The following is a 9,715-nucleotide window of genomic DNA, read 5'->3' as shown; positions in this document are numbered from 1 at the left end:
CTCCTGCATGGAGACGCGATTAGATCACAGACGATCTGCCTGTTCAAATTTCATTAACAAAGTGCGATCCCGCCCTGGTGTTTAGTGTCTGCACCTCAGTATCAACACCTCACTCACTGCCACAATTTTCTACATACGGCATTTTATGCTTGAAACGAGAGCTATTCTCACTTACATTTTGTTATAACATAACAAAATGGAGTTGCCATGAAGCCTCATATTCACCCGGATTATCGTTTGGTGCTGTTCCATGACACGGCGGCAGATGCCTTTTTCCTGGTCGGTTCAACCATCAAGAGCGATCGCCGCTACACGTGGCAAGACGGGAAGGAGTATCCCTATGTGTCGCTCGATGTTTCCAGTCAGTCGCACTCGTTTTATACCGGCAAGCAGAAGCAGGTATCGAGCGAGGGGAGTGTGGCCCGTTTCAACAAGCGCTTTGGCGCATTTTCAAGCAAGAAGGAGTCCTGAATGCAGGTCGTCTGTTCACTCAAATCCGCACGGGCACGTCATCCCGATTGTCAGTTGGTGCGCCGTCGGGGCAAATTGTTCGTGATTTGCAAAAGCAATCCCCGTTTCAAGGCTCGCATGAAGTGATTCGTTAATGATGTCTGGCCCCATGTTCTCGCCATCGAGTAGTCATGGGGTCTCTTGCCTTTCTCTCTGTCTACCCATCCTGCTGTTTCCGCCGACTTTTGCATGCTCCAGCCCGCCTGATGAGGTATAATGCGGCACTATTTTTATGGGTTCCCCGTGAGCGTGATGAAAGAATTTTTTGCAACCTGCCCCAAAGGGCTGGAAAACCTGTTGGCCGACGAGCTGACCACCCTGGGCGCAGAGCAGGTCCGTGAGACCGTGGCTGGCGTCCACTTCAAAGGCGAACTGGCGATTGGCTACAAAGCCTGCCTGTGGAGCCGTTTTGCCTCCCGTATCGTGCTGGTGCTGTCCGAATTCCAGATGAACGACGATCTGGATCTCTATCTGGGCGCCCACACCATTCCTTGGGAAGAGCACTTCTCCGGCACCTCCACCATAGCGGTGGACTTTACCGGTACCAACCCCGCCATTCGCAATACCCAATATGGCGCGCTGAAGATCAAGGATGCTATCGTCGACCGCTTCACCAAGCGCGGTCACGTACGTCCGGACGTGGACAAGAAGTCGCCGGATATTCGCATCATGGCGCACCTGGGCAAAGGCAAGGCCAATATCACGCTGGACTTGTCTGGCCCGGCGCTGCACCAGCGTTTCTATCGTCAGGGCACAGGTGAAGCACCGCTCAAAGAGAACCTGGCCTGCGCCATGATTGCCCGTAGCGGCTGGGCCGGTGAGCCCATGATGGACCCCATGTGCGGCTCCGGTACCTTGCTGATTGAAGCGGCCTTTATCGCCGCCGACATGGCGCCGGCGCTGCGCCGCGAGCGCTTCGGTTTCGATCGCTGGCTACAGCACGATAGCGAGCTGTGGCAGAGCCTGATGATGGAAGCGCAAGTACGTGCCAAACGCGGCATGCAACGTTGTGAAGTGAAGCTGTTTGGCTGTGATGCCGACCCGCGCGTGCTGCTCAAAGCGCGCGACAACGCCAAAGCGGCCGGTGTGGCCCACCTCATCACCTTCAAGCAGGCCGATGTCACCAAGCTGGAAAACCCGCTGCCGATGCCTGTTGTGGAAGGGGAGGCCCGTCAAGTCGGTATGCTGATCTCCAACCCGCCCTATGGCGAGCGTCTTGGCGAGTTCCCGGCGCTGCTGGAAGTGCATCAGGCTCTCGGCGATGCTCTACGTCGTAGCTTCCAGGGTTGGAGAGTCTCCATTCTTTCCGCATCCCCCGAACTGCTGAGCTGTCTGCGCCTGCGCGCCGACAAGCAATATCGCCTGTTCAACGGTGCCCTCGAGTGTCAGCTGCGCAATTATCAAATCGCCCTGGACTCCGTGGCCTCCCAAAAAGAGGTTGCACAGGACTTTGCCAACCGTCTGCGCAAGAATCTGAAAACCCTCGAGAAGTGGGCTAACAAAGAGGGCATCGATTGCTATCGCCTCTATGATGCCGACTTGCCGGAATACAACGCCGCCATCGACCGCTATCAGGACTATCTGGTGGTGCAGGAGTATGCCGCGCCCAAGGACATCCCCGCCCAGAAAACCCGTCAACGTCTGCTCGACATGGTGCAGGCCGCCATCAAGGTGACTGGCATGGATGGCGAGAAAGTGATCCTGAAGGTGCGCGAGCGTCAGGAAGGCAAACAGCAGTATCAGAAGCTCTCCGAAGAGCAGCACCGGATGGAAGTGCAGGAGTACGGTGCCAGGCTGTGGGTCAACCTCTACGACTATCTGGATACCGGCCTGTTCCTCGACCATCGTCAGACTCGCCGCATGCTGGGTCAGATGGCCAAGGGCAAGCGCTTCCTGAATCTGTTTGCCTACACCGGCAGTGCCACCGTGCACGCAGGTCTTGGCGGTGCCAGCGAAACCACCACAGTGGACATGTCCCACACCTACCTGAACTGGGCGCAGGACAACATGCGTCTCAACTCGCTGGTGGGCCGTCAGCACAAGTTTGTCCAGGCAGACTGCCTGAAGTGGTTGTCTGAAGCCGATGAGCAGTACGACCTCATCTTCATCGATCCGCCCACCTTCTCCAACTCCAAGCGGATGGACGAGAGCTTCGACGTACAGCGCGATCACCTGTTGCTGATGCAGCACCTGAAGCGCCTGCTGGCGGCGGACGGCACTCTGGTCTTCTCCAACAACAAGCGTCACTTCAAGATGGATCTGGCCGGTCTAGAGGCCACTGGTCTCAAGGCCCAGAACATCACCCAGAAGACGCGACCGAAGGATTTCGAACGTAACCAGCACATCCACAACTGCTGGATCATCACCCATGCGCCGGAGCAAGGCGAGGCGTGATGCTGACCCTGTTTCATACCGACGGTTGCCACCTGTGCGAACAGGCGTGGGCGCTGGTGGAGGAGGCAGGCCTTGCCGCTACCACCCGCCAGTGCGACATCATGGAGGATGAGCAGTGGCTTGCCGCCTATCGGGTGCGCATTCCGGTGCTGCGTGACGAGGCGGGCCGCGAGCTCGGCTGGCCCTTCACGCTGGTCGAGCTCAAAAGCTGGGCCGCCCGTCAGGGGTGAGAGTGATTTGACGATAAAACGGGGGCAGACCCAGTCTGCTGCCCGTTTTTTTCATATGAAATAAGGAACACACATGGCTCTTTTAACATTGCACGGCGCATGTTTGTCGTTCAGTGATTTCCCGCTGCTCGACAATGCCGAATTGACCATCGAGCGGGGCGAGCGCCTCTGCCTGGTTGGCCGCAACGGGGCGGGCAAGTCCACCCTGATGAAGGTCATTGCCAGCGAATTGCCGCTGGACGACGGGCGTCTGGTGTTGCAACAAGATTTGAAAGTGACCCGCCTTGAGCAGGATCCGCCTGCTTCCAGCGAGCTGACGGTGTTTGACTATGCCGCCGAAGGGCTGGCGGGGGTGGGGGAACTGCTCAAGCAGTACCACCACATCTCCATGGAGCTGGCGCACGATCCGTCAGACGCCAACATTCGTAAGATGAGCGAGTTGCAAGAGCAGCTCGATTATCAGAACGGCTGGCAGTTCGAGACCCGTATCAGTCAGGTGTTGACCCTGCTGGGGCTGGATCCCGATGTGACCCTCGACAGCCTCTCCGGTGGCTGGCTGCGAAAAGTGGCGCTGGCCCGTGCGCTGGCTTGCGATCCCGACTTGTTGCTGCTCGATGAGCCGACCAACCACCTGGACATCGAAGCCATCAACTGGCTGGAAGATTTCCTCAAGGATTTTCGCGGCGCCATCGTCTTTATCTCTCACGATCGGGAGTTCATCCACAAGCTGGCGACCCGGATCATCGATCTAGATCGCGGCGCCATCACCTCTTGGCCGGGCAACTACGACGAATACCTGCAGGGGAAAGAGGAGTGGCTGCGGGTCGAAGAGCTGAAAAATGCCGAATTCGACCGCAAGCTGGCCCAGGAAGAGGTGTGGGTGCGTCAGGGTATCAAGGCTCGCCGTACCCGTAACGAAGGCCGGGTGCGTGCACTTGAGGCGATGCGGATGGAGCGCTCCCAGCGTCGCGAGTTGCAGGGCAAGGCCAAGCTGCAACTGGACGAGGTCAATCGCTCCGGCAAGCTGGTGTTCGAGACCGAAGGGCTGGGGCTGGATTTTGGCGATCGCACCTTGTTCAAGGGGCTCGATCTGCAAGTGCTGCGCGGCGACAAGATTGCGCTGGTCGGCCCCAATGGCTGCGGCAAATCGACCCTGATCAAGCTGTTGCTGGGGCAGCTTGAGCCGACCCGTGGCACCGTCAAGGGGGGCACCAATCTGGAGGTGGCCTACTTCGATCAGTACCGCGAGCAGCTTGATCCCGAGCAGACCGTGGTGGACAACGTCGGGGAGGGCAAGCAGGAGGTGATGGTGCGCGGCCGCTCCCGTCACATTCTTGGTTACCTGCAGGACTTCCTGTTCGAACCCAAGCGGGCCCGTACCCCGGTCAAGGCGCTCTCCGGTGGCGAGAAGAACCGGCTGCTGCTGGCCAAGCTGTTCCTCAAGCCCAGCAACCTGCTGATCCTCGATGAACCGACCAACGATCTGGATGTGGAAACCCTGGAGCTGCTGGAAGAGCTGCTTTCCGACTATCCCGGCACCCTGCTGCTGGTCAGTCACGATCGTCGCTTCATCGATAACACAGTGACCGGCTGTTGGCTGTTTGAAGGGGATGGCCGCATCAGCGATTACGTGGGTGGTTACGCCGATATGATGGCGACCCGCGAACAGCAGAACGCTCAACAACAGGCCAAGAGTGCGCCGGTCAAGGCGCCCGAGCCGGTCGTTGCCTCCGTGCCAGAAGCGCCGAAGAAAAGCAAGAAGCTCTCCTACAAGCTGCAGCTTGAACTGGAAGGGTTGCCTGCTCGTCTTGAGCAGCTGGAAGCCGAGCTGGATGCGCTGCAAAGCGAGATCAACCAGCCAGGGTTCTTCTCGCTGCCGGCAGATAAAACCCAGCCGAAACTGGATGCGCTCAATGCCGCTGAAGCCGCGCTGGAACAGGCATTTGCTCGCTGGGAAGAGCTGGAAGGACTCAAAAATCAGGAGTAAGTTCCCTGTAATTAAAACTTAATCCAGTTCAGTGCCTTGTGTCACATAGCCCGGTTAGGGTGGAAGTTTTTGTTTGACCGAGTGCGCTCGCAGGAGTAAAGATGAAAGCGACCGATGCAGAATTGGTCGCTTTTTTTGTTCCACGAAGAGGGTCGTAGATGATGAAGAGACAGAAGCGGGACCGTCTGGAAAGAGCTCGTGCTCGTGGTTATCAGGCTGGCGTGGTCGGCAAACAGAAAGAAGCGTGTCCGTATCAATGCCTGGATGCCCGAGGGCATTGGCTTGGTGGTTGGCGTGACGCCATGGAAGGGCGGGGCTCAGGCCTCTTCATGAAGTAGCAGGTACTTCATCACTCATTACAAAAGGAAAGGGGCCGTTGTGGCCCCTTTGCGTTAATGCTGTTTTACCACTAATCAGACAGATCAGAATGCGGTGGTATCTTTGAACAGGCCCACTTTCAGATCGGTGGCGCTGTAGATCGGACGGCCGTCGACTTCGACCACGCCATCAGCAATCCCCATCACCAGCTTGCGGTTGATGACGCGCTTGAAGGTGATCTTGTAGGTCACTTTCTTGGCGGTCGGCAGGATCTGGCCGGTGAATTTCACTTCACCCACGCCCAGCGCACGACCCTTGCCGGGGCCGCCTTTCCAGCCCAGGAAGAAACCAACCAGCTGCCACATGGCGTCCAGACCGAGACAGCCTGGCATCACCGGGTCACCCGGGAAGTGGCAACCGAAGAACCAGAGATCCGGAGTAATGTCGAGCTCAGCCAGGATCTCGCCCTTGCCGTGCTCGCCGCCGTTGTCATTGATCTTGACGATACGGTCCATCATCAACATGTTGGGGGCAGGCAGCTGACTGTTACCCTCACCAAACAGTTCGCCACGGCTGCAAGCCAGCAGCTCTTCACGGGTAAAAAAGTTCTTGCCCTGTTCGCACAGGGAAAGGCGGGCTTCCATGGTGGTATTGTCTACGGTCACGCGGTATTTCCTTCAAATGGGTCAAAGCCGGGCCAATTTAGCTTACAGTTGTTCGCTAAACAACTCCGATCACTTCATCAGCGGCCAAACAGGCGCCCCAGCAGGGCTCGCAGCAGTCCGACTTTGGCGGTTGAGCCGTTCAACTCGTCCAACCGATCCTGAATACGGCCAAACAGGGTATCGGGCATATCAGGCTCACCGGCCACGCAGCCGGTCAGCAACTCGATGGCCTCTTCCACATGATCCACCGGATGGATGTGGAACTGGCCTGCGGCAACAGCCTCAATCACTTCGTCAGAAAGATTGAGTTGCTGGATGTTGGTCCCCGGCAGAATGATCCCTTGCTTGCCGGTGATGCCGTGGATTTTACACACCCGGAAGAAGCCTTCAATCTTCTCATTGACGCCACCCACCACCTGCACATTGCCAAACTGATCGACCGCACCGGTCACCGCAAAGTGCTGATAGATGGGCTGGCGGGCGAGGGCAGAGAGCAGGGCACACAGACCGGTCAGGGAGGCGCTGTCACCATCAATCTCGTGGTAAGACTGCTCGAACACCAGATTGGCCGACAGGGGGGAGGGGTTCTCTGCACCAAATTTGTTGGAGAGATAGCCGTGGATAATCATCATCGCCTTGGCGTGGATATGACCGGCCAGCTCCGCTTTGCGCTCGATATCCGCCACATCGCCATCGCCGAGGTGGACGGTTGCGGTGAGGCGCACCGGTTCACCGAAGTCATAAGGGTGACCGGAGACCTGAATGACCGACAGGCCGTTGATCTGGCCGATCTCTTCGCCATCGGTCTGCAGCAAGATCTGGCCGTCGATGACGCCCTGATCGGACTGCTCAACCAGATAGTTGAGGCGGTAATCCTGCTCTTCCAGCGCGCCGCGAATATGTTCGTCGGTCACCACATCAGATTCCAGCTCCCGGGCCAGACTGTCAGACATCCGCATGATGGCGGCCAGCTGCACTTCGGAGAGCGACAGCCACTCCTGATGGTCACAGAGGCGGCTGGCATGACGACAAAGGGCGGCGAGGGCGGCAGGCGTGAAGTCCAGCAGGTTCCAGCGCTGGCGAACCCAGGCCAGATACTGCAAAAACTCCTGCAGATCCTCTTCAATATTCACTTCTGAGACCAGATCGGCGCGCAGGAAGATACGCTCGGACATATCCCGATCCAGCATCTGGAACTCAGCCACGTCGAGTCGGTCACCCACCAGGATCAGCTTGAGCTTGATGGGGGTCGCTTCAGGTGCGAAGAAGGGGGTCAGGGTTTTCCCTTCCTGATAGGCGTTCCAGTCAAGTTCGCCTTTTTGCATGGCATTTTTCAGCTTGAACCAGAGGTGCGGCTGATCCAGCAGCTCGTCCAGTTGCAAAATGAGGTAGCCGCCGTTGGCTTCGCGCAGCAAGCCAGGCTCCAACAGGTGCTGGTTGGCATAGACAGAGCCTTGCTCGGTCTGGTAGTTGATGGAACCAAACAGGGTATCCCAGTTGAGATCGCGGCCATAAATCACCGGCGCTTCCTGCGCTTCGTGATGGATCAGCAGGTTGATCAGTACGGGATGCTGAAACTCCAGCCCCAATGCCACGTGAGCCGCCAGATCGGAGAGAAAATCATCGATCTTCGGATCATTGTTCTGCTTGCGCATGATCCGGGTCACGATGCGCTCGGCGTCGAGATGGTGGCTCAACAGCTTGAGCAGTTCACCAACCATTTCACAGAACTCAACGCCGGTGCCGGGTTGCAGCCGCAGCCAGATAGGTTTGAAGGGGTTGTTCAGATTCTCGGTGTAGCAGAGATCAAACAGGTCACCATCCTTGCCATTGGAGTCGGCAATCAGTGTCTGGCAAACGCCTTCATAATCTGCACCAGGGAACCCGTTGAGCAGCATGACCGGACAGTCACCATCAAAACTGGCGAGACGCTTGATGCCGGAAATGGCTCTGGGCTGCAGCGCAGCAAAGGGGATGGGTTCAAGCTCACTGAGCTTGGGGAACTGTTCAATCGCAAAAGCGGGTTTTAATTGTTCTGATGTTAATTCAGCCACTTAAGACATCCGGTCGAAGATAGGATCAATTGTTGCCATTATACACAGTTCAATAAGTGGTGACAGGAAACAAGATATTCAATTTAACATAATATACATTATGCGCAGTGTTGTCAGGCCCGTGGCTAGGACTCAGGAACATAGCAACCGCAAGGGCTACAGCTGTGCCTGTGCTTTTTGAGTACCTCGCAAGAATGTTGTACCAAGCCTGCTTTATCTCGGGATCCGTCTCTCTGACGGCGGCAAGGCTTAACAGCACTTCCTGAACGTCTAGGCCGATTTCCTCGGCAATCTTTTTTGCAGTCGCATCAGTGAGTTGCACTTTACCAGTGGTCAGGCTGGAGATGTGCGACTTGGTAAAACCAAGCTCGGCAGCGACTTGCTGATATTGGGTTAGCTTTTTGGTTCTCATGTATGCCTGAATCAGTGCTTTTGAGTCCATTTTGCTGTTTCCTCGCTTGCTTCGTTGGGCATATAACACACCTATTAGGGCCAAAAGTCACCCGTTGTTAGTCAGATTTAAATCTGATCTAATCCAGTCAGTCCATTATAAATCTGATTGACCCATGACCTACTTTAGCCCACAAAACCTAGATCTGCCTGAGCTCAACGAGCGCAAGGTCTATTGGCAGGCTGAGCCGACTGGCGATTACTCCGCCTGTGTGGCGGGTCAGGTCGAGATGTTTCGCGATCTGCATGAGCTGCGGGTCTATCTGTCGATGACGTACCCCGATACCGTGTTCGAGCTGGTTGAAGTGACCGAGGACACTTGGCAGGGTTTTTATGATCAGGGAGTCTTTTTCGATGACTGGTCATAACGCCGTGATGCCGATAAATAGCGTTATCGGCACCAAAACGCTGATCGATTATCTGTCGTTCACGTGGGCACCTGTCGAGTTGATCCAGATGAAGGAGCTTGCCAAGCAAGGTGCGCTCTTGAAGGCGATCCCGCGCTTTGACACCAAGGTCAAAGCCCTGCAAGCGGCCATCTCCGAGCCCCCTGTCGAGGGTCTGCGTTACCTGTGGAAGCGTCCGGTGGGCTTCGCTCCCCTCGCCCGCTTTGACAAGGTGACCCTCAGGTCATGGTGGCGACTCTACCACCTAAAATGGTGTCCGGGATGATTAGACCACTACAGTGATATCCCCTCCCCCGGTTTGGACCTTGGTGTAAAGACGGGTCTATTTGAAACAATGCTGCCTGGCGAGCTGAGTCAATTCAGGCTCAAGGCCTGCTTGGCGATAGCCATAGTGGGAGGCTGGCAGGCTAAATAGAGGCTGGTATTGAATTGCTGCAAGATGCGTTTGAGCTCGTTCATATCGTCGGGATGGAGGGTCAAGGACCAGAGTGCTCGCGGCTGGCCGTGATGGAGACCGTTGGTATAGATGATGGTGCAATCTTCGATACGCAGCTGCTTGCAGTGGGCTTCCATCTGCAGTCCCACATCCGGAAACCAGATATGCAACGTACCTGATGAGATAAATGCGTATTCCCACGCATGGCGATCGCTCAATAACATTCATGCCGATCACTCAATAACATCCATGCCGATCGCCCAA

12 protein-coding genes are annotated in these 9,715 nt (G+C 56.5%); 8 read left to right on the top strand and 4 right to left on the bottom strand.

Annotation, left to right across the window (positions count from 1 at the left end):
• Positions 1–207: 207 nt before the first annotated feature.
• The 6 genes from OKC40_RS20915 (at position 208) to rmf (ending at position 5,459) form a co-directional block, all read left to right on the top strand.
• Positions 208–471: a type B 50S ribosomal protein L31 gene (locus tag OKC40_RS20915; protein WP_005336598.1), complete on the top strand. Its 264-nt coding sequence runs from the start codon at positions 208–210 to the stop codon at positions 469–471.
• Complete coding sequence (gene ykgO / locus OKC40_RS20910) at positions 472–597, top strand: type B 50S ribosomal protein L36 (RefSeq protein ID WP_005336596.1); 126 nt, start codon at positions 472–474, stop codon at positions 595–597.
• 129 nt (positions 598–726) lie between these two features.
• Positions 727–2,904 carry a bifunctional 23S rRNA (guanine(2069)-N(7))-methyltransferase RlmK/23S rRNA (guanine(2445)-N(2))-methyltransferase RlmL gene (rlmKL, locus tag OKC40_RS20905; RefSeq protein ID WP_270796852.1) on the top strand — a complete coding sequence of 726 codons (2,178 nt, stop codon included), beginning with the start codon at positions 727–729 and terminating at the stop codon, positions 2,902–2,904.
• On the top strand, positions 2,904–3,134 hold the full coding sequence (locus OKC40_RS20900) for a glutaredoxin family protein (protein WP_270796850.1): 231 nt from the start codon (positions 2,904–2,906) through the stop codon (positions 3,132–3,134). The genes rlmKL and OKC40_RS20900 overlap by 1 nt, the downstream gene beginning before the upstream one ends.
• A gap of 73 nt (positions 3,135–3,207) precedes the next feature.
• The gene (gene uup, locus OKC40_RS20895; RefSeq protein WP_270796849.1) at positions 3,208–5,121 is read left to right on the top strand and encodes an ATP-binding cassette ATPase Uup; all 1,914 of its coding nucleotides are present in this window, start codon (positions 3,208–3,210) and stop codon (positions 5,119–5,121) included.
• Between the two features lie 158 nt (positions 5,122–5,279).
• Positions 5,280–5,459, top strand: a complete 180-nt coding sequence (gene rmf / locus OKC40_RS20890) for a ribosome modulation factor (RefSeq protein ID WP_005315693.1) — start codon at positions 5,280–5,282, stop codon at positions 5,457–5,459.
• 84 nt (positions 5,460–5,543) lie between these two features.
• On the opposite strand, the gene fabA is transcribed toward rmf, so the two are convergent.
• From fabA to OKC40_RS20875, 3 genes are all read right to left on the bottom strand, one after another.
• Positions 5,544–6,104, bottom strand: a complete 561-nt coding sequence (fabA, locus tag OKC40_RS20885; RefSeq protein WP_270796847.1) for a 3-hydroxyacyl-[acyl-carrier-protein] dehydratase FabA — start codon at positions 6,102–6,104, stop codon at positions 5,544–5,546.
• A gap of 77 nt (positions 6,105–6,181) precedes the next feature.
• On the bottom strand, positions 6,182–8,158 hold the full coding sequence (locus OKC40_RS20880) for a Lon protease family protein (protein WP_270796845.1): 1,977 nt from the start codon (positions 8,156–8,158) through the stop codon (positions 6,182–6,184).
• Positions 8,159–8,207: 49 nt separating this feature from the next.
• Positions 8,208–8,600 carry a helix-turn-helix domain-containing protein gene (locus tag OKC40_RS20875; RefSeq protein ID WP_270796843.1) on the bottom strand — a complete coding sequence of 131 codons (393 nt, stop codon included), beginning with the start codon at positions 8,598–8,600 and terminating at the stop codon, positions 8,208–8,210.
• Between the two features lie 124 nt (positions 8,601–8,724).
• Here OKC40_RS20875 and OKC40_RS20870 point away from each other — a divergent pair, with 124 nt between their 5' ends.
• Positions 8,725–8,976, top strand: coding sequence for a hypothetical protein (locus OKC40_RS20870; RefSeq protein WP_139441346.1), 252 nt, complete (start codon positions 8,725–8,727; stop codon positions 8,974–8,976).
• Complete coding sequence (locus OKC40_RS20865) at positions 8,963–9,280, top strand: hypothetical protein (protein ID WP_270796842.1); 318 nt, start codon at positions 8,963–8,965, stop codon at positions 9,278–9,280. Before OKC40_RS20870 ends, OKC40_RS20865 begins: the two co-directional genes overlap by 14 nt.
• 89 nt (positions 9,281–9,369) lie before the next feature.
• On the opposite strand, the gene OKC40_RS20860 is transcribed toward OKC40_RS20865, so the two are convergent.
• Positions 9,370–9,675, bottom strand: a complete 306-nt coding sequence (locus tag OKC40_RS20860) for a hypothetical protein (protein WP_270796840.1) — start codon at positions 9,673–9,675, stop codon at positions 9,370–9,372.
• Positions 9,676–9,715 lie beyond the last annotated feature (40 nt).

Source organism: Aeromonas sp. QDB11, from assembly GCF_027705265.1.
GTDB lineage: Bacteria > Pseudomonadota > Gammaproteobacteria > Enterobacterales > Aeromonadaceae > Aeromonas > Aeromonas allosaccharophila.
Note: the sequence above shows the minus strand (reverse complement) of the source record. Positions and strands in the feature narration are given on the sequence as shown.

Bases quoted from the DNA above. Each gene is read 5' to 3' on its own strand.
- OKC40_RS20875 (WP_270796843.1), bottom strand. From the start codon at position 8,600: ATGGACTCAAAAGCACTGATTCAGGCATACATGAGAACCAAAAAGCTA.
- OKC40_RS20915 (WP_005336598.1), top strand. From the start codon at position 208: ATGAAGCCTCATATTCACCCGGATTATCGTTTGGTGCTGTTCCATGAC.
- rmf (WP_005315693.1), top strand. From the start codon at position 5,280: ATGATGAAGAGACAGAAGCGGGACCGTCTGGAAAGAGCTCGTGCTCGT.
- uup (WP_270796849.1), top strand. From the start codon at position 3,208: ATGGCTCTTTTAACATTGCACGGCGCATGTTTGTCGTTCAGTGATTTC.
- OKC40_RS20865 (WP_270796842.1), top strand. From the start codon at position 8,963: ATGACTGGTCATAACGCCGTGATGCCGATAAATAGCGTTATCGGCACC.
- ykgO (WP_005336596.1), top strand. From the start codon at position 472: ATGCAGGTCGTCTGTTCACTCAAATCCGCACGGGCACGTCATCCCGAT.
- OKC40_RS20870 (WP_139441346.1), top strand. From the start codon at position 8,725: ATGACCTACTTTAGCCCACAAAACCTAGATCTGCCTGAGCTCAACGAG.
- rlmKL (WP_270796852.1), top strand. From the start codon at position 727: ATGCGGCACTATTTTTATGGGTTCCCCGTGAGCGTGATGAAAGAATTT.
- OKC40_RS20900 (WP_270796850.1), top strand. From the start codon at position 2,904: ATGCTGACCCTGTTTCATACCGACGGTTGCCACCTGTGCGAACAGGCG.
- OKC40_RS20860 (WP_270796840.1), bottom strand. From the start codon at position 9,675: ATGTTATTGAGCGATCGCCATGCGTGGGAATACGCATTTATCTCATCA.